Consider the following 19,072-nt stretch of genomic DNA (forward strand, 5'->3'; position numbering starts at 1 on the left):
ACGACGACGGCCGAGACGAAGATCACGGCATGAAGTTGCGGTGCGCGCGATCCGGCCGCCGCCAACGCCAGTTCGGCGCTGCGCCGCCAGGTCTGATGCCATTCGGCGACGATCGGCCGGTACCGATCGTCGCGCGCCGCGGCCAGAAAGGCCTCGTAGCAGGCGATGTGAATCTCGCCTTCGCTATCCAGCTCTTTGGCGTACCAGCCGACCAGCGCATCGATCCAGGACTCGAGATCGAGTGCATCGCGCTGCAGCTTGAGCGCCAGCGCGCGCAGTCGCGCAACCTCCCGCGTCAACGCGAAATTCAGCGCGGCTTCGACCAGCAGATCGCGCGTCGCGAAACGATGCGTGATGGCTCCCAGCGACATCCCGATCTCGGCCGCGACCGCTCGATGCGTGACGGCTTTCAGCCCACTGCGACCGATCAGGCGCAGTGCCGCCTCCATCACCTCGCGCTCGCGCGCATTCGTCTCCGGCTCGATCATGTCCACCCGTTGACAGCCGCCCCATTTCGAGCGCACAAATTACAGAACATTTGTTCTGATTTAAAGATCATCCGTTCCATTCCATTCAACGAGACAGGGGCATGTCGCGCCGTGCCCTGCCAAGGAGGCCCGAATGCCGAGCTACCGGCTGCATTATTTCCCCGAATCCGGAAACAGCTACAAGCTCGCTCTGATGCTGACGGCGTGCGGCCAGAGCTTCGAGCCGGTCTGGACCGATTTCGGCAACGGCATCACCCGAACGCCGGAATGGCGGGCGCGCGTCAATGCGATGGGCGAGATCCCGGTGCTCGAAGAGGATGGTGCGCGGCTGACCCAGACGGCGCCTATCCTGCTGCAGCTCGCCGAGCGCTACGGCCGGTTCGGCGGCGCCACCGCGGACGAAAAATTCGAGGTGCTGCGCTGGCTGTTCTGGGACAACCACAAGCTCAGCAGCTACGCCGCGACCTATCGCTTCGCCCGCACCTTCATGCCATCGGCCAACACCGAGGTGCTCGCGTATTTCCGCAGGCGGATCGACGACTACCTGACGATCCTGGACACGCATCTGCGCGACCACGCCTTCGCGGCCGGCGACAGCCCGACGATCGCCGACATCTCGATGATGGCCTATCTGTCGTTCCCGGAGGACGAGACCGGCTTCGATCTTGCCGCGAGCCATCCGGCGGTGCACGCCTGGCTCGGCCGGCTGGCGGCATTGCCGGGCTGGCGCTCGCCCTACGACCTGCTGCCGGGCCAGCGGCTGCGGCGCTACGCCTGAGCGGGTGCCGCCCGTCAAGGCAGCGCCATCCGGCCCATCGCCCGTGCCACCGCGTTGATGAACCCCTCGCGGGCGTCCGAGTGCCCCTGCCCGCGCGGCTCCAGCACATTGCGCAGCAGGAAGCGGCCGGTCAGATCGAAGCCGTCGCGCAGGTCCTGTCCTGACCAGCCGATCTCACCGTCCTCGTCGCGCAGGAAAGCCGGCAGCCGCAGCAGCTTGTCGCGCCACGGCTCGCCGGCGGTGCGCGACACCGCCCCGCCCGATTTCGGCGAGACATAGATGAGGTCGGCGGTCGTCCCGGTCGCCGCGCAGGTCGACAGATCGAGCCCGAAACCGAGTTCGGTCAGCATCGCCAGCTCGAACCGGATCAGATACGCCGCCGCCCTCCCGACATCGTCGAAATCGTCGAGCGTATGCTCCAGCATCTCGTAGATCTCTTCATGCGGATCGCGCTCCGGCAGCAGCCGCGCGAGCGACGCCAGATGCGTCACGCCATAAACCGCATGCGACGAAGCCAGCATGGTCGCGGCGCGCAGCCGCGTGCCTTCGAGCTGGTAGTAGCCGAGATGTTCGTCGAGCCGCGCCCGCCACACCGCCAGCACGCTGTTGCCGGGCTGCAGCAGTGGCCGCATCCGCGACGAAGCCCCGCCGCGCACCATGCCGAGATGCCGGCCGTGCTCGCGGGTCAATAGCTCGACGATCGCCGCGGCCTCGCCGTGCCGCCGCACCCCGAGAATGATGCCCTCGTCGCTCCATTCCATCGGGCGACGCTACAGGATTTCGTCGGCCGGCGCAGCGGCCGAGCCCACCTTAGTTTCGGCGATGACGATATGACCGACGGCGGGCCTGCGACATCGGTTCGGTGGCCGCGCGCGGCGCAACGGTGCCGGGAAAGGCTCGGGGTGAGGACACGGCGCCCCCGGCTTCTTCAAGCCCCATCCGGCCCGCCGGCGTCAGCGCGCCGCCGTTCAGCACGTCCCGGTTCGGATACATGGACTGGAAGGCCGCGGGCTCCTGTGCCGACGCAGATGTGGCCGTGATGATCGCCAGCACTGCCGTCGCGACCAGCGTCTTCGCTGCCGTCATGGTTTTCTCCGTTGGATCGGACGCGCCAAGCTGGAGAATACCGAGCTTTGCACGCCGCAAATTCGACAGGAAACATGTAGGAGCGATCTGAACCGGCAGTCGGGCGGCACGGCTCACATATTCGCGACCAAGCGCTGGCGCAGGTCTGATCGCAGCCGAACGCCGCGGCCGGGATTGGACAATGCTACCCGGTAAACCAGCCGCGGGCGTCGCCGGTGTAGGACAGATAGACGCCAGCGCCGGTCAGCGCGCAGGACACGATGTCGATCCACAGCCCAGGCTCGACGCCGCTGACGCTGATGATCTGCAGCAGGGACACCACCGAGAACGCCAGCGACGCGGTCAGCACCGCGCGGGCCCATTTCTTGCGGCCGTGGGCGGCGAGCCAGACCAGATAGGTCAACAGGATGATCAGCCCGGCCGCGATGGTGTTGGCGGCGGCGATCACGCTCGCCGACATGTCGGCATCCATGGTGCGGTCCTGGAACGCGACGGAGATACAGTCGAGCGTCAGCGAAGCCAGCAGCAACACTTCGAACCAGTACACGTTGCGCGGGACGCTCGGCGTGGCGTCGGTCATTCCTTGGGAAACTCCAGGCCCATCTCGCGGTAGCGGTCCGGGTCGTTCTCCCAGTCCTCCCGCACTTTCACGAACAGGAACAGGTGGACCTTCTGTTCGAGAATCTCGCCGATCTCGCGGCGGGCATCGGCGCCGATCGCCTTGATGGTCGCGCCGCCCGCCCCGAGCACGATCTTACGCTGGCTCTCGCGCTCCACGAAGATGGTCTGCTCGATCTTCACCGAGCCGTCCTTGCGTTCGGTCCAAGTCTCGGTCTCGACCGTGGACTGATACGGCAGCTCTTGGTGCAGCTTGCGGAAGATCTTCTCGCGGGTGATCTCCGCCGCGAGATGCCGCAGCGGCGCGTCCGACATCTGGTCTTCGGGATAGTGGAACGGCCCCGGCGGCACCTTCGCGGCGAGCACGCGGCGCAGATCGTCGACACCGTCCCCGGACAGCGCCGATATCATGAAGGTGCGCTCGAAGGCGAGCTTCTCATTGGCGCGCTGCGCCAGGCCGAGCAGCTTTTCGCGCGGCACCAGGTCGATCTTGTTCAGCACCAGCAGCTTCGGCCGCGCGACATTCTGCAGATTGTCGAAGATCGCTTCGGCCTGCTCGTCGAGGCCGGCGCGGGCGTCGAGCAGCACGCAGACCAGATCGGCGTCGTGGGCGCCGCTCCAGGCGGTCTTGACCATCGCGCGGTCGAGCCGGCGCTTCGGCGCGAAGATGCCGGGCGTGTCGACCAGGATGATCTGCGAGCCGCCTTCCACAACGATGCCGCGGATCAGCGCGCGCGTGGTCTGCACCTTGCGCGACACGATGGTGACCTTGGAGCCCACCAGCGCATTGACGAGCGTGGACTTGCCGACATTGGGCGCGCCGATCAGCGCGACGAAGCCGCAGCGGCTGTTCGCGTCAGGCGTCTCGATCGGTTCAGACATCGTTGCTGCCACTCACGCCTTCGCGGGCGAGCATCACCGACGCTGCCACTTTCTCGGCCGCGCGCTTGCTGCCGCCGATGCCCTCGGCATCCTCGAGACCCGGCAGGCTGACGGCGACGCGGAATTGCGGATCGTGATGCGGGCCGGTGCGCTCGACTTCGCGATACACCGGCGTCGGCAGGCCCTTGCCCTGCGCCCATTCCTGCAGCACGGTCTTCGGATCGCGCAGCGACCGCGCCGGCTTCTTCATCCGCTCGGTCCAGTTGCGCTGCACAAAGTCGGACGCAGCCGGATAGCCGCCGTCGAGATACACCGCGCCGATCACTGCCTCGCAGATGTCGCCGAGCACCGATTTCCGCAGCCGCGCGCCGGCGCCGGCGCCGACCGTGCCGAGCCGGATGCCTTCGTCGAGGTCGAGGCTGCGCGCCACGTCAGCGCAGGTTTCCTTGCGCACCAGATCGGCGAGCCGCTTCGACAATTCGCCCTCATCGGCGTTCGGGAACGCGCGATACAACATGTCGGAGACCACCAGGCCGAGCACGTGATCGCCGAGAAATTCGAGCCGCTGATAACTGTCGGCGCGGTTGCGCGCCGACTTCAGCGCCGAGACGTGGGTCAGTGCGGTATTCAGCAGCGACGGATCGGCGAAGCTGTGGCCGATCCGCTGTTCGATCGCGACGGCCGTGGCTTTCGACTTCGCCTTGCTACGGCGCTTGCGGCCAGCCGGCTGCTCGGCCGCCGGCGGCGACGCAGGCTGGTCGCTGGCGGTCGGCGGGCTGTCGATGCTGGTCACGTCCTCGGTCATCGCACGATCGTGAAGATACGGCTCCAGCGCACCGCGGTCGGCCAGCGCCAGATCTGCCAGGCGTGTTCGCCTTCGGCGATCGAGAAGAAGATCATCTGCGCGCGGCCGATGATGTTTTCGTAGGGCACGTAGCCGACGGCGGACAGCACGCGGCTGTCGGTCGAGTTATCGCGGTTGTCGCCCATCATGAAGAAGTGCCCGGCCGGCACGGTGTAGACGTTGGTGTTGTCGTAGAAGCCGTTGTCGACGCAATCGAGCGTGTCGTAGCTGACGCCGTTCGGCAGCGTCTCCTTCCAGCGCTTGACGCGCGCGGTCGCCTCGGAGCCGCACGGATCTTCGCCGACATAGTCGTCGAGCCGCTCGCGCTGCACCGGGTTGTCGTTGATGTAGAGCCGGCCTTCGCGCATCTGGATGCGATCGCCGGGCAGCCCGATCACCCGCTTGATGTAGTCGGTGGAGTCGTCCTTCGGCAGCCGGAACACCACGACGTCGCCGCGGTTCGGATCGGAGCCGAAGATCCGCCCGGAGAAGATCGGCGGCGACAGCGGGATCGAGTAGTGGCTGTAGCCGTAAGAGTATTTCGAGACGAACAGATAGTCGCCGACCAGCAGCGTCGCCTTCATCGAGCCGGACGGGATGTTGAACGGCTGAAACAGGAAGGTGCGGATCACCAGGGCGATGATGAGGGCATGGATGACGACGCGGATCGTCTCGCCGATGCCGCCTTCAGATTTCGTACCGGATGTCACGCTCATCGCTTTCCCGATTTCCGTCGCGGTCGCCGCGCGGTGGACGATAGTTCTCAGGTGAAGCGAGCCGCTCCGCGATGAGAAACTGATTGGCGGCGGGGGCCGAAATCCGGACTCCCTCACCGTAGACTCGACCCGCCGAGGGTTCCGCGCGGTTGTAGACCGTTGTCGCGGAGCGTGCAATCAACTGTCCGGTCAAAACTCACTAATGCTATGACGAATCAGGGAGTTCTGCGCCCGGCGCCGACCTGCGGCGGGATCAGGCCGGGCTGTTGGGCACGGCCGAGATCACCACGAAGGCCTGGGCGAGCGGCCATTCGTCGGTGATCGACAGGTCGATCTGCGCGGTCATGCCGGCCGGGGTCAGGGCATCGAGCCGGGCCTTGGCCCCGCCGGTCAGCACCATGGTGGGGCGCCCGCCCCGCTGGTTGACCACCCCCATGTCGCGCCACCACACGCCCTGGCGGATGCCGGTTCCCAGCGCCTTGGAACAGGCCTCCTTAGCGGCGAACCGCTTGGCGTAGGTGGCGGCCACCATTTTCGGCTGCTGGTCGCGCCGGGCCGCCCTCGCCCGCTCGGTCTCGGTGAAGATGCGGTCGGTGAAGCGCTCGCCGTGGCGTTCGATCACCTTGGCGATCCGGGTGATGTCGATCAGGTCGGAGCCGATGCCGATGATCATGCGGCGGCGACCTTGGCGCGGCCGCGGTCCATCGCGGCGCGCATCGCCTTCACGGTCTCGCCGAGACCGACAAACAGCGCCTCGCCGATCATGTAGAAGCCGATGTTGAGTTCCACGATCTGCGGCAGGGCCGCGATCGTCTCGGCGGTGGCGTAGTCGAGCCCGTGGCCGGCGTGGACCTCGAGGCCGGCCGAGCGCGCCAGCGCCGCGCCGGCGACGATCCGGCGCCATTCCTCCGCGGCCTTGGCCGGCTCGTCGTCGGTGATGGCGTCGCACCACGCGCCGGTGTGCAGTTCGATCGCCGGCGCCTTCAGCTTCGCCGCCATCTCGATCTGCGCCGGATCGGCCGCGATGAACAACGACACCCGGATGCCGGCATCGTTGAACCGCGCGATCGACGGCGCCAGCGACTCGCGCTGGCCGACGACGTCGAGGCCACCCTCGGTGGTCAGTTCCTCGCGCCGCTCCGGCACCAGGCACACCGCATGCGGCTTCACGCCGAGCGCGATCCGCACCATGTCCGGCGTCGCCGCCATTTCGAAATTCAGCGGCTTGGAGATCTCCGCCTTGAGCCGCTCCATGTCGTTGTCGCGGATGTGGCGGCGGTCTTCGCGCAGATGCGCGGTGATGCCGTCGGCGCCGGCTTCGATCGCCGTCAGTGCCGCGCGCAACGGATCGGGATGGCGGCCGCCGCGGGCGTTCCGCACCGTGGCGACGTGATCGATATTGACTCCGAGGCGAAGCGGAGAAGCATTCGGCATGGTTGGACCTGCGGGACTAGCGACGTGAGATCTTGCTGTGCGCCGTCATCCGTTGACGCGCTCGACATGGGCCACCACCGCCTTGGCACGTAGCTGGGCGATGATGGCGCTGAGATGCTTGAGGTCGTAGACCTCGAGATCGATGGTGAGTTCGGTGAAGTCCGGCGAGCGCCGGCTCATGTTGATGTTGTCGATGTTGCCGTCGTGCTCGGCGATCACGGAGGCGATCTGCGCCAGGCTGCCGGGCTCGTTGACGTTCTGCACGAACAGCCGCGCCGGGAAACGCTGCGGCGTCGTCTCGTCGATGTCCCATTTGACGTCGAGCCAGCGCTCCGGCTCTTCCTCGAATTCCTTCAGCGCCGGCGAATGGATCGGATAGATGGTGATGCCCTCGCCCGGCGAGACGATGCCGACGATGCGATCGCCCGGCACAGCGCCGCCGTTCGGCGCGAACTTCACCGGCAACCCCGAATGGATGCCGCCGATCGGCACGGCCGGCCCGACCTTGCCGGCCTCGGGTGACGGCTTCACGCCGGGCTTCTCCGGCTTCTTGCCGCCGAACCGCGCGGTGCGCTCTTCCTTGTAGTCCGGATACATTGCGCGGGCGACGTCGGAGGCTTTCATCTCGCCGCGTCCGACCGAGGCCATCACGTCCTCGATCGAGGCTCGCGCCAGCCGCGGCAGCGCGCCCTTCAGCTTGTCGTCGGCGTATTCGATCTTGGCGCGCGCGAACAAACGCTCGACGATCCGGCGACCGAGGCCCGCATACTGATCGCGCATCGCCGTCCGGGTCGCACGGCGGATCGCCGCGCGCGCCTTGCCGGTGCGCGCCAGCGACTCCCACGCCGCCGGCGGCGCCGACTGCACGCTCGACGTCAGCACTTCGACTTCGTCGCCGTTCTGCAGTTCGGACGACAGAGGCGCGAACTTGCCGTTGATCTTGCAGCCCACCGCGCTGTTGCCGACATCAGTGTGCACCGCATAGGCGAAGTCGATGACATTGGCGGCGCGCGGCAGCGCGATCAGCTTGCCCTTCGGCGTGAAGCAGAACACCTGGTCGTGAAACAGCTCGAGCTGGGTATGCTCGAGGAATTCCTCGGGGTTCTGCGCCTCCGACAGCATCTCGATGGTGTGCCGCAGCCAGGCGAAGGCATTCGACTCGCGGTTCAGTAGCTCGGTCGGCGAGCCCGCGCCGTCCTTGTAGAATGCGTGCGCGGCGATGCCGTACTCGGCGATCTGGTTCATGTCGTGGGTGCGAAACTGCAGTTCGACGCGCTGCTGACCGGGCCCGATCACCGTCGTGTGCAGCGAGCGATAGTCGTTCTGCTTCGGCGTCGAGATGTAGTCCTTGAAGCGGCCCGGCACCATCGGCCAGGTGGTGTGCACCACGCCGAGCGCCCGGTAGCACGACGGCACGTCGTCGAGCACGACGCGAAAGCCGTAGATGTCGGACAGCTGCTCGAAGCCGACCGACTTGCGCTCCATCTTGGTCCAGATCGAAAATGGCCGCTTGCGCCGGCCCGTGACCTCGGCGGTCAGACCGTTCTTGGCGAGGTTCGCCGAGAGCTGCGTCTCGATCTCGCCGATCAGGTTACGGTTACGTTCGGCCAGCGCGTCGAGGCGCTGCATCACCACTGCGAAGGCCTCGGGATCGAGCGTCCGGAACGACAGGTCCTCGAGCTCCTCGCGCATCTCCTGCATGCCCATGCGGCCCGCGAGCGGCGCGTAGATATCGAGCGTCTCTTCGGCGATACGCTGCCGCGATGCCGGCGGCACGAAGTCGAGCGTGCGCATGTTGTGCAGGCGATCGGCCAGCTTGATCAGCAGCACGCGAACGTCGTTGGAAATCGCCAGCAGCAGCTTGCGGAGATTCTCCGCCTGCTTGGCCTCGCGCGACACCAGCTCCAGTCGCTTCAGCTTGGTGAGCCCCTCGACCAGCGCGCCGATTTCGTGACCGAACAGCTTGTCGATCTCGGTCCGGGTCGCCTCGGTATCCTCGATCGTGTCGTGCAGCAGCGCCGCCACGATGGTGGCGTCGTCCAGCTTGAGGTTGGTGAGGATCGCCGCGACTTCGAGCGGATGCGAGAAATAGGGATCGCCGGACGCCCGCGTCTGCTCGCCATGCGCCTTCATGGCATAGACATACGCACGGTTGAGCATGTCCTCGTCAGTATCCGGATTGTAGGACCGGACCCGCTCCACGAGGTCGTACTGCCGCATCATCCGGGCTCGCGGCGCGCGTGGCTTCGTCACAGCGGGTGGCTCGGCCACCGCCGGTGCCGCCGAATCGGCCATCGCTTCCATCTGCCTCGATATGCGGCGCCCTGACGCCATTGCTCAAAACCTCGATCGCGGCGCCAAGCACCGCACGTGCGCTTCAGATCTTCTGGAAATCCGCTTGATCAACAGTAAAGCGTTTTGACCTGATGGGAAGATAGACGATCAGGAAAAGCTGCCATTCCGACAGAGGTTTGATCGGCGGCAAGGCATTGTGACCACCACCGAAAAACAAACGGCCCGGAGCGATCCGGGCCGTGTGCAGAATTGGGACATTCGCGAGCGGCGTTGCGCCTTACTCGTCTTCCTCGGGCTGCTCTTCCGGCGGGGCGAGGCCCTCAAGACCCTTCAGCAGCTCCTCTTCGGTCATCCGCTCCAGCGCGACCTCGGTGTCGTCGGCATCGACGCTGGCGCCGGCCGAACCGATCAGCGGAACGGTATCCTGTTCCGGCTCATCGACCTCGACGAACTTCTGCAGCGAGTGCACGAGCTCTTCCTTGAGGTCTTCCGGCGAGATCGTCTGCTCGGCGATTTCTCGAAGCGAAACAACGGGATTCTTGTCGTTGTCACGGTCGATTGTGAGCTGCGAGCCGGACGAGATCATCCGCGCGCGGTGTGCCGCCAGCAGCACCAGGTCGAACCGATTGTCGACCTTATCAATACAATCTTCCACGGTGACGCGCGCCATCGCCAGTCGCTCCGTTCAAAGGACCAAAATGCGGGTTATCGCGCGTAGGTATAGGTCGTTGAAGGGATGCGCAAGAACCAATTTGTCATTTGGCCGTATCCTGCCACTCTGATAATGACCTTTTTGTCGGCGTGGGGCGCACCATTCACTGGGACGAACACGGGTCTGACAACAAAAGGCTTCTTTTCAGAAAGAAAAGTATAGAATACCGGCCAATGCTTCGTGCGGTTGAAGATTGCGCCGGCAGCCAATGCCACGGCTATTCGTGAAAATTTGCCTTTCACGCGCGGTTTTACTGCCGCGCCAAAAGCTCTAACGACAGAACACGAGAGATCTGGATGTCCACCTCTGCGAGCAACAAAATCGCGCTCTTCATCGATGGCGCCAACCTTTATGCGACTGCAAAGACGCTTGGCTTCGATATCGATTACAAACGCCTGCTCAAGGAATTCCAGGGGCGCGGGACTCTGGTCCGTGCCTTCTACTACACCGCCATCATCGAAGATCAGGAATATTCGTCGATCCGTCCTTTGATCGACTGGCTCGATTACAACGGCTACACCGTGGTCACCAAGGCGACCAAGGAGTTCATCGACGCTTCCGGCCGCCGCAAGGTGAAGGGCAACATGGACATCGAACTCGCGGTCGATGCCATGGAACTGGCCGAGCACATCGACCAGATGGTGCTGTTCTCGGGTGACGGCGACTTCCGCTCGCTGGTCGAAGCCGTGCAGCGCCGGGGCGTGCGCGTCACCGTGATCTCGACGATCTCCAGCCAGCCGCCGATGATCGCCGATGAACTGCGCCGGCAGGCCGACATCTTCACCGACCTGGTGGAGCTACAGTCGAAGATCGGCCGCGACCCGGCCGACCGTCCGCCGCCGCGCGAACCGCGTCACCACGCGCCGCAGTTCCTGCAGCGTTCGGCCGTAATGGCGCCGCGTGGCGGAGACGACGATTTCGAAGACTGAGACAATGCCTGCGCGCGGCCCGCGGGCCGGCGTCCTGCCTGCGATCAACGAACCCGATCGTGACTGCCCGATGTGCCCGAGGCTCGCGGATTTCCGCCGCGAGCATCGGGCGCGCGAGCCCGGCTGGCACAATGCGCCGGTCCCCTCCTTCGGCACGGCCGATGCGGCGCTGCTGATCGTCGGCCTCGCGCCCGGCCTGCAGGGCGCCAATCGCACCGGCCGGCCGTTCACAGGCGACTACGCCGGCGACCTGCTCTATGCCACGCTGATCGAATACGGCTTCGCCAAGGGCAACTATCAGGCGCGTCCCGACGACGGGCTGCGGCTGATCGGCAGCCGGATCAGCAACGCGGTGCGCTGCGTGCCGCCGCAGAACAAGCCGCTGCCGGTCGAGATCAACACTTGCCGACGTTTCCTCACGGGCACGATCGAGACGATGCCGAAGCTGCGCGCCATCGTGCTGCTCGGACGCATCGCGCACGACTCCACGCTCAAGGCTCTGGGCCTTCGTGCCGCGCAGGCGCCGTTCAGCCACGGCGCGGTGCACGACGCCGGCCGGTTTCGGCTCTACGACAGTTATCACTGCTCGCGCTACAACACCAACACCGGCGTGCTGACACCCAAGATGTTTCGCGATGTGTTCGCCCGCGTCCGCGCCGACCTGGACGCGGCCGACTAGTCCTCGTCGCGCTGATCCTGCGCGGCCGGGGTGGCGTCGACCGGTGCCGGGCGCGCGGTACTCTGCCGCGGTGGCGCGTCCGCCGCGGCCTCGACCGGTGCCGGCGCCCACGGCCGGTCGCGGCCAACCGGTCGCACCGCCTCGATCGCGAAGCCGCGGTCCCTGCCCCAGGTTTGCCACAAGGCCAGCGCGCCGCGACTCTTGAGCAACTCGCCCTCGATCAGGCGGGCCGCGCACTCCGGCGGCGACCGCAATGTGGCGATCACCAGCGCCGCCCGCGCGCAGTCATCCGCCAATCCGTCGACCCGCAGAGACAGCGCGACCAGCCGGCCATTCGCGAGCGCAGTAACGCAGCCATCCGCATCGCACGACACGCCCTCGCGCAGCGACGCCGCATCCGGCATACGCGCATCCGCATCGGCGGACAGCCACTCCTTCAGCCGAAACACGTCAGCGCCACTCTGCATCACGCGCAATCGCCCATCCGCGCCGCGCACCGCGACCTGACGTCCGTCGCCGGCGATCAGGATGTCCGGCTGCGTCGTCAGCAGCGCCCACGTCGTCGCAGCAAGTAGCAGCAGCGCACCACCGTAACGCAGCGGCGTCTGCAGCAGGCCGAACAGCACGATGCCCAGCGACGCCAGCAGCAGCGGCCCTGTGCCGAACGCGGCCATTCGGCCGACTGCGCCCGGCAAGGTCGCGACCCAGACCGCGACCAGGATCATCCAGTCGATGCCCGCTTCCATGATCCGCCAGAACACGCCGTCCAATCCGAACGGCATCGCCATAAGACCAAGGAGCCCCGCCGGCATCACCACCGCCGAGACCATCGGCATCGCAAGCAGATTGGCGATCACGCCGTAAGGCGTGATGCGGTGGAAGTGATAGGCCGCGTACGGCATCGTCGCGAGGCCTGCGACCAGCGACGCCAGAGTCAGCATCACGATCTCGCGCCCGCCCCACAACGCCGCGCGGGCCGCCGCCGAACTGTCGGCGCGCGCGAACAAGGCCGGCATGCCGATCTGCACCAGCGCGACCAGCCCGAGCGTGGCCGCGAACGACATCTGGAAGCTCGGATGCACCAGCGCTTCGGGCGCGATCAGCAGCACGATCAGCGCGGCGATTGCCAAGGTACGAAAGGTGATGGCGCGGCGATCAACCATGACGGCGATCAGCACGACCGCCGTCATCAGAAAGCTGCGCTGCGTCGCGACTTCGGCTCCCGACAGCAGCAGATAGAACGCCGCCGCGACGAGCGCCGCAGCAGCCGCCACCTTCTTGATCGGAAACGTCACGGTCAGCGCCGGGATCAGCGCCAGCAGTGCGCGCACCACGAAGAACACCACGCCGGCCACCACCGCCATGTGATAGCCGGAGATCGACAGCACGTGGCCGAGCCCGGAGATGAACATCGCGTCGTTGATCGGCGTCGAGATCGCGTCACGTTTGCCGGTCAGCAGCGCGGTGGCGATAGCGCGCTGATCGCCGCTCAGCACCGAACGGATCCGCGCGTCGATCGCGTCGCGCAAGCCCTGCATGAGCGCCGCGTAGCGCAATCGCCATCCGCCGTCCGCGGGCGGATCGAGCGCCGCGATGCTGCCGAGCGCGAAGCCGGACGCTGCGATGTCCTGAAAGTACAGATCGCGGCCGAAGTCGTACGAGCCGGGGCGCAGCGGCGACAGCGGCGGCTGCAGCCGCGCCTTCAGCCCCACGAAACTGCCGACCGCCGGCGCAGTGCTTTTGCGTACGGAGATGCGGACGCGATGAAGGGCCGGCGCGCGGCCGGCCGCATCCATCTCGGTGATGCGCAGAACGAAGCGGTCGGTGCGCTCACGCTCCTCGCGCGTTTCGACGAAGCCCTTGAGCGAAACGGATTGCACCGGCTTGTCGAGCACCGGGTGGGCGATCCGCTGCGCTTTCAACGCCACCGTAGAGAAGCCGGCCGCGAACGAAGCGATCAGCAGCACCGCCGGAAAAGCCCGCGTCCGTCGTAACCCGAACGCCGCGACGCCAAACACACCTGCTGCGAAGCAGGCGACCCACGCGATCGGTTCACGGTCGGCAGCGAAGTAAAGTGCGATCCCGGCACCGAACGCGACGGGCACGTAAGGCAGCAGCCGGCCAGGCCCGGCCTCGGCGCGGACCCAGTCGCGCAGCGGATCGATGATGACGGTCCATAACGACGCGCCCCACGGCACCAGAGCGCCGGCCCGCGCAGCAGCGCGCACCGGCCACGTCCTGACCTTGGCTCGCCCCCGCTCCACCGTACGCATACTCCATCAGGCGGGTATGCAGACTGGAGCAGAGCGCGCGTGCCGGCAACATGCGCCGGCACTAACTATCAGCTTTTACCGCCGACTTCCTTCGCGAAGGTATCGCGCAACCCGATTGTGCGGTTGAACACCGGCTTGGCGGCGGTGGAGTCCTTGTCGCGCACGAAGTAACCCTGCCGCTCGAACTGCATCGGCTCGTCCGAATTGCTCGCCGCCACCTCCGGCTCGAGGCGGGCGTCGGTCAGCACTTCCAACGACTGCGGATTGAGATCGGCCGCGAAGGTCGAAGCACTCGGCGCCGGATTGGCAAACAGCTGATTGTAGATCCGGATCTCGGCCTGCACCGACTGCGCCGCCGGCAGCCAGTGGATCGTTCCCTTGACCTTGCGGCCGTCCGGCGCGTTGCCGCCGCGGGTTTCCGGATCGTAGGTGCAGCGCAGCTCGACGATCTCGCCCTTGTCGTTCTTCACCACTTCGCGGCACTTGATGAAGTACGCATAGCGCAGGCGCACCTCGTTGCCCGGAAACAGCCGGAAGAACTTCTTGGGCGGTGTCTCCATGAAGTCGTCCTGCTCGATATAGATCTCGCGGCCGAAGGTGATTTTGCGCGTGCCGGCCGACGGATCGTCGGGGTGATTGATCGCCTCGAGCTCCTCGGTCTGGCCCTCCGGATAATTCTCGATCACCACCTTCAGCGGCCGTAGCACCGCCATCCGGCGCTGCGCCGTGCGGTTCAGCTCCTCACGGATGCAGAACTCGAGCATCCCGATATCGACGACGCTGTTGGCCTTGGCGACGCCGATGCGCTTGACGAACTCGCGGATCGCCGCCGGCGGCACGCCGCGCCGCTTCATGCCGGCCATCGTCGGCATCCGCGGGTCGTCCCAGCCGGCGACGTGGCCATCGCGGACCAGTTGGGTCAGCACCCGCTTCGACAGCAGCGTGTAAGTGATGTTCAGCCGGGCGAATTCGTACTGCTTCGGCTGCGACGGGACCGGCAGCTTCGACAGCAGCCATTCGTACAGCGGCCGGTGGTCCTCGAACTCCAGCGTGCAGATCGAATGGGTGATGCCCTCGATCGCGTCCGACTGGCCGTGGGCATAGTCGTAGCTCGGATAGATCGACCACGCCTCCCCGGTGCGAGGATGATGCGCATGCAGGATGCGGTACAGCACCGGGTCGCGCAGATTGATGTTGCCGGATGCCATGTCGATCTTGGCGCGGAGCACGCGTGCGCCGTTCGGGAATTCGCCCGCCTTCATCCGTCGGAACAGGTCGAGATTTTCCTCGATCGAGCGGTCGCGGAACGGGCTGTTCTTGCCCGGCTCGGTCAGCGTGCCGCGGCTGGCGCGGATCTCATCCTGCGACTGGTCGTCGACATAGGCGTCGCCGTTCTGGATCATCAGTTCGGCCCAGGCGTAGAGCTGGTCGAAATAATCCGAGGCGTAGAAGACGCTGTCGCCCCAGTCATAGCCGAGCCAGCGGACGTCGGCCTGGATGGAATCGATATATTCCTGCTCTTCCTTGGTCGGGTTGGTGTCGTCGAACCGCAGATTACAGCGGCCGCCGAATTCCTGGGCGATCCCGAAATTCAGCGCGATCGACTTCGCATGGCCGATATGCAGGTAGCCATTCGGCTCCGGCGGGAACCGAGTCACCACGGTCCGGTGCTTGCCGGCTTCGAGATCGGCCTGGACGATGTCGCGGATGAAATCGCGCCCAGCCTCGGTCGTTGCGTCTGCCGTGGTCATCAATCGATCTTTCTTCCTCAAACCTCGTCGCGTGCGCGGAAAACCGGCTCGTCGCAGCCATCCCGCACCGCCCAACAACCAAAGCACCGGCTTCGATTCGATCGAACCATGCTTTGGTCGGAACCCAAGGCGGTATCTGCCAAATCCGGGGCTCCGCGCCAACCCCCGCGGGCTGTGCGGAGCACTTTAGTTATGCGCCGATCCTGCTATACACCCTCCGCGCCGCTTGGGCGTGATTTCAATCCCAGTTTCGAATGACCCGACCCGTCGTTACCCGCTTCGCGCCCTCCCCCACCGGCTTCCTCCATATCGGCGGCGGCCGCACCGCTCTGTTCAACTGGCTGTACGCGCGAAAGCACGGCGGCAAGATGCTGCTTCGAATCGAGGACACCGACCGCCAGCGCTCGACCCAGCCAGCGATCGACGCCATCCTCGACGGCCTGAAATGGCTCGGCATCGAGTGGGACGGCGACACCGTCTACCAGTTTGCCCGCGCTGCCCGGCACCGCGAGGTCGCCGAGCAGCTCTTGGCGGAGGGCAAGGCGTATTACTGCTACGCGACCGCTGAAGAACTGGCGGCGATGCGTGACAAGGCGCGCGCCGAGGGCCGCGCCAAGCTGTACGACGGGACATGGCGCGACCGCGATCCGGCGGAAGCTCCCACGGGCGTCAAGCCGACGATCCGCCTCAAGGCCCCGCTGACCGGCGAGACCGTAATCGAGGATCAGGTGCAGGGCCGCGTCGCCTGGCAGAACGAGAACCTCGACGACCTGGTGCTGCTGCGCGGCGACGGGACGCCGACCTACATGCTCGCCGTGGTGGTGGACGACCACGACATGGACGTCACCCATGTGATCCGCGGCGACGATCACCTGATCAATGCCGCGCGCCAGAAGCAGATCTACGACGCGATGGGCTGGGAGCTGCCGGTGATGGCGCACATCCCGCTGATCCACGGTCCGGATGGCTCGAAGCTGTCGAAGCGCCATGGTGCGCTCGGCGTGGTCGCTTACCGCGCCATGGGCTACCTGCCCGCCGCGCTGCGCAACTATCTGGTGCGTCTCGGCTGGAGCCATGGCGATCAGGAAATATTTACCACGCAGGAAATGATCGACGCCTTCGACCTGCCGGCGATCGGCCGCTCGGCGGCGCGGTTCGACTTCGCCAAGCTGGAGAGCCTCAACGGCCACTACATCCGGCACAGCGATGATCAATCCCTCGTGACCCAGCTCGAAGACCTGCTGCACTACATCCCGCAGGGTCCGGCGATCGCGGCCCGGATCACGGACGCCACCCGCGCCCAGTTGCTTCAGGCCATGCCTGGACTCAAGGAGCGCGCCAAGACGCTGCTGGAACTGCTCGACAATGCCGGCTTCATACTCGCCGACCGGCCGCTCGCCGTCGACGCCAAGGCGCAAGCAGTGCTGACTTCGGAGACCCGCGCCCTGATCGGGCGTTTGCGCGCCGCTCTGGAGGATGTTTCGCCCTGGACCGCCGCCACCACCGAGGCGGCGATGCGCGGCTTTGCCGAGCAGGCCGGACTGAAGCTCGGCGCCGTCGCGCAGCCGCTGCGTGTGGCGCTGACCGGGCGGACCACCTCGCCCGGGATTTTCGACGTTCTGGCGGTGCTCGGGCGCGACGAATGCCTGTCGCGACTGGCCGATCAGGCTGCTTAGCGGACCGCAGGATAGGCCCGCAATCGGGCCGTCTTGCGGTGCACACGGCAATAAGCTACGCATTCCGCGTGTGCTTTTAGGCCAACCAGTCTCGCTCGCATCTTCGGTGCGCCGCCGCTGGTTTCGACAACGACATCGGGGACCACACGATGGACGCAACGACAAACAACAAGACCGCAACGCTTACGGTTGGAAACAAGACCTACGACCTTCCGATTCTGACCGGAACGGTTGGCCCCGATGTCATCGACATCGCCAAGCTCTACGGCCAGACCGGCATGTTCACCTACGATCCGGGTTTTACTTCGACGGCGAGCTGCCAGTCGAAGATCACCTACATCGATGGTGACGCAGGCGTTCTGCAGTATCGCGGCTACCCGATCGAACAGCTCGCCGAAAAGGGCGACTTCCTCGAGACCTGCTACCTGTTGCTGTACGGCGAGCTGCCGACCAAGGCGCAGAAGGAAGACTTCGACTACCGCGTCACGCGCCACAACATGGTGCACGATCAGATGTCGCGGTTCTTCAACGGCTTCCGCCGCGACGCGCATCCGATGGCCGTCATGGTCGCTTCGGTCGGCGCGCTGGCCGCGTTCTACCACGACTCCACCGACATCAACGATCCGCAGCAGCGGATGGTGGCGTCGATCCGGATGATCGCCAAGGTGCCGACGCTGGCCGCGATGGCCTACAAGTACTCGGTCGGTCAGCCCTTCATCTATCCGAAGAACTCGCTGGGCTACGCCGCCAACTTCATGCGGATGTGCTTCGCGACGCCGTGCGAAGAGTACGTCGTCAACCCGGTGCTGGCGAACGCGCTCGACAAGATCTTCACGCTGCACGCCGACCACGAGCAGAACGCTTCGACCTCGACGGTCCGTATCGCCGGCTCGTCCGGCGCCAACCCGTTCGCCTGCATCGCGGCCGGCATCGCCTGCCTGTGGGGTCCGGCGCATGGCGGCGCCAACGAAGCGGCGCTGACGATGCTGAAGGAAATCGGCGACGTCTCCAACATCCCGGACTTCATCGCCAAGGTGAAGGACAAGAACTCGTCGGTGCGGCTGATGGGCTTCGGCCACCGCGTTTACAAGAACTACGATCCGCGCGCCAAGATCATGCAGGAAGTCTGCCATCAGGTGCTGGCCGAGACTGGCCATGGCGGCGACCCGCTGCTCAAGGTCGCGATGGAGCTCGAGAAGATCGCGCTCAGCGATCAGTACTTCATCGACCGCAAGCTGTACCCGAACGTCGACTTCTATTCGGGTATTACGCTGAAGGCGATGGGCTTCCCGACCGACATGTTCACCGTGTTGTTCGCCGTCGCCCGCACCGTCGGCTGGATCAGCCAGTGGAGCGAGATGATCGAGGATCCGCAGCAGAAGATCGGCCGTCCGCGCCAGCTCTTCACCGGCGCCACCACCCGCGACTACGTCGATATCGACAAGCGTGGCTGATCGCTCCCGCTCTCTGAAAACACAACCGGCGAACCGCCAGGCGGTTCGCCGTTTTGCTTTGTGCCTGTGCCGGATTGAAGCCGGCTCGCAGCCTCAGTAGCGCGCGCGATCCGGCAGGGTGCGGAATTCCTGCCACACCTTCTGCGCGTCACTTCGCATCATCTGCGCGATCGTCACCTGGCGTTTGGCGTAGGGCTTCTTCATGTCGGCGCCGATATTCGAATCGTCGAACAGATCGGCGTAGTCGGTCCACGACGCTGCGTAGAAGATGCGGTCGAGCCGCGCCCAATAGGCCGTCGCGTAGCACATCGGGCAGCATTCGCAGCTGGTATACATGGTGGCGCCGCGCAAGTTCGGAGCGCCGACCTTCTTGCATGCAGCGCGGATCGCATTGACCTCGGCATGCGCCGACGGATCATTGTCGCGCAGCACGCTGTTGCCCGTCGCCGAGAGCACT

At 65.7% G+C, this 19,072-nt stretch carries 19 protein-coding genes; 5 read left to right on the top strand and 14 right to left on the bottom strand.

What is annotated here, in order from left to right; translation table 11 throughout:
- Nucleotides 1–488 (bottom strand): TetR/AcrR family transcriptional regulator (locus ACOJTD_RS24215; protein ID WP_420135400.1); only part of this gene is annotated, 488 nt, incomplete at its 3' end.
- Between the two features lie 133 nt (nt 489–621).
- Here ACOJTD_RS24215 and ACOJTD_RS24220 point away from each other — a divergent pair.
- On the top strand, nt 622–1,266 hold the full coding sequence (locus ACOJTD_RS24220; RefSeq protein WP_420135401.1) for a glutathione S-transferase family protein: 645 nt from the start codon (nt 622–624) through the stop codon (nt 1,264–1,266).
- Nucleotides 1,267–1,280: 14 nt separating this feature from the next.
- Here the strand turns inward: ACOJTD_RS24220 and recO are convergent, their stop codons facing one another.
- The 10 genes from recO to rpoZ form a co-directional block, all read right to left on the bottom strand.
- Entirely contained in the window at nt 1,281–2,027 is a 747-nt protein-coding gene (gene recO / locus ACOJTD_RS24225; RefSeq protein ID WP_420135402.1) for a DNA repair protein RecO, read from the bottom strand.
- A 49-nt stretch (nt 2,028–2,076) separates the two neighbouring features.
- Complete coding sequence (locus ACOJTD_RS24230) at nt 2,077–2,352, bottom strand: hypothetical protein (protein ID WP_420135403.1); 276 nt, start codon at nt 2,350–2,352, stop codon at nt 2,077–2,079.
- A gap of 184 nt (nt 2,353–2,536) precedes the next feature.
- Nucleotides 2,537–2,932, bottom strand: coding sequence for a hypothetical protein (locus tag ACOJTD_RS24235; protein ID WP_420135404.1), 396 nt, complete (start codon nt 2,930–2,932; stop codon nt 2,537–2,539).
- The gene (gene era, locus ACOJTD_RS24240; RefSeq protein ID WP_420135405.1) at nt 2,929–3,852 is read right to left on the bottom strand and encodes a GTPase Era; all 924 of its coding nucleotides are present in this window, start codon (nt 3,850–3,852) and stop codon (nt 2,929–2,931) included. Before era ends, ACOJTD_RS24235 begins: the two co-directional genes overlap by 4 nt.
- On the bottom strand, nt 3,845–4,657 hold the full coding sequence (gene rnc / locus ACOJTD_RS24245; protein WP_420135406.1) for a ribonuclease III: 813 nt from the start codon (nt 4,655–4,657) through the stop codon (nt 3,845–3,847). Before rnc ends, era begins: the two co-directional genes overlap by 8 nt.
- The gene (gene lepB, locus ACOJTD_RS24250) at nt 4,654–5,412 is read right to left on the bottom strand and encodes a signal peptidase I (protein ID WP_420135407.1); all 759 of its coding nucleotides are present in this window, start codon (nt 5,410–5,412) and stop codon (nt 4,654–4,656) included. Before lepB ends, rnc begins: the two co-directional genes overlap by 4 nt.
- A 253-nt stretch (nt 5,413–5,665) precedes the next feature.
- A complete protein-coding gene (gene acpS, locus ACOJTD_RS24255; RefSeq protein WP_420135408.1) occupies nt 5,666–6,085 on the bottom strand; it encodes a holo-ACP synthase in 420 nt (139 codons plus the stop codon).
- On the bottom strand, nt 6,082–6,846 hold the full coding sequence (locus tag ACOJTD_RS24260; RefSeq protein WP_420135409.1) for a pyridoxine 5'-phosphate synthase: 765 nt from the start codon (nt 6,844–6,846) through the stop codon (nt 6,082–6,084). Before ACOJTD_RS24260 ends, acpS begins: the two co-directional genes overlap by 4 nt.
- A gap of 45 nt (nt 6,847–6,891) precedes the next feature.
- Nucleotides 6,892–9,180 carry a RelA/SpoT family protein gene (locus ACOJTD_RS24265; RefSeq protein ID WP_420135410.1) on the bottom strand — a complete coding sequence of 763 codons (2,289 nt, stop codon included), beginning with the start codon at nt 9,178–9,180 and terminating at the stop codon, nt 6,892–6,894.
- 238 nt (nt 9,181–9,418) lie between these two features.
- Nucleotides 9,419–9,811, bottom strand: coding sequence for a DNA-directed RNA polymerase subunit omega (gene rpoZ / locus ACOJTD_RS24270; protein ID WP_054162816.1), 393 nt, complete (start codon nt 9,809–9,811; stop codon nt 9,419–9,421).
- A gap of 338 nt (nt 9,812–10,149) precedes the next feature.
- Between rpoZ and ACOJTD_RS24275 the strand changes: the two genes are divergently transcribed.
- Both ACOJTD_RS24275 and ACOJTD_RS24280 read left to right on the top strand, forming a co-directional pair.
- The gene (locus tag ACOJTD_RS24275; protein ID WP_420135411.1) at nt 10,150–10,782 is read left to right on the top strand and encodes an NYN domain-containing protein; all 633 of its coding nucleotides are present in this window, start codon (nt 10,150–10,152) and stop codon (nt 10,780–10,782) included.
- Nucleotides 10,783–10,786: 4 nt separating this feature from the next.
- Nucleotides 10,787–11,461, top strand: a complete 675-nt coding sequence (locus ACOJTD_RS24280; protein ID WP_420135412.1) for a uracil-DNA glycosylase — start codon at nt 10,787–10,789, stop codon at nt 11,459–11,461.
- On the opposite strand, the gene ACOJTD_RS24285 is transcribed toward ACOJTD_RS24280, so the two are convergent.
- A complete protein-coding gene (locus ACOJTD_RS24285) occupies nt 11,458–13,734 on the bottom strand; it encodes a ComEC/Rec2 family competence protein (protein WP_420135413.1) in 2,277 nt (758 codons plus the stop codon). The genes ACOJTD_RS24280 and ACOJTD_RS24285 overlap by 4 nt on opposite strands.
- 68 nt (nt 13,735–13,802) lie before the next feature.
- The gene (locus ACOJTD_RS24290) at nt 13,803–15,485 is read right to left on the bottom strand and encodes a glutamine--tRNA ligase/YqeY domain fusion protein (RefSeq protein WP_420135414.1); all 1,683 of its coding nucleotides are present in this window, start codon (nt 15,483–15,485) and stop codon (nt 13,803–13,805) included.
- 254 nt (nt 15,486–15,739) lie between these two features.
- Here ACOJTD_RS24290 and gltX point away from each other — a divergent pair, with 254 nt between their 5' ends.
- Both gltX and gltA read left to right on the top strand, forming a co-directional pair.
- On the top strand, nt 15,740–17,161 hold the full coding sequence (gene gltX / locus ACOJTD_RS24295; protein WP_420135415.1) for a glutamate--tRNA ligase: 1,422 nt from the start codon (nt 15,740–15,742) through the stop codon (nt 17,159–17,161).
- A gap of 149 nt (nt 17,162–17,310) precedes the next feature.
- Nucleotides 17,311–18,615, top strand: coding sequence for a citrate synthase (gltA, locus tag ACOJTD_RS24300; RefSeq protein WP_420135416.1), 1,305 nt, complete (start codon nt 17,311–17,313; stop codon nt 18,613–18,615).
- Nucleotides 18,616–18,708: 93 nt separating this feature from the next.
- On the opposite strand, the gene ACOJTD_RS24305 is transcribed toward gltA, so the two are convergent.
- Nucleotides 18,709–19,072: nucleoside deaminase (locus tag ACOJTD_RS24305; RefSeq protein WP_420135417.1), on the bottom strand; the 364-nt coding region annotated here is incomplete at its 5' end.

This window comes from Rhodopseudomonas sp. (genome assembly GCF_048594845.1).
GTDB lineage: Bacteria > Pseudomonadota > Alphaproteobacteria > Rhizobiales > Xanthobacteraceae > Rhodopseudomonas.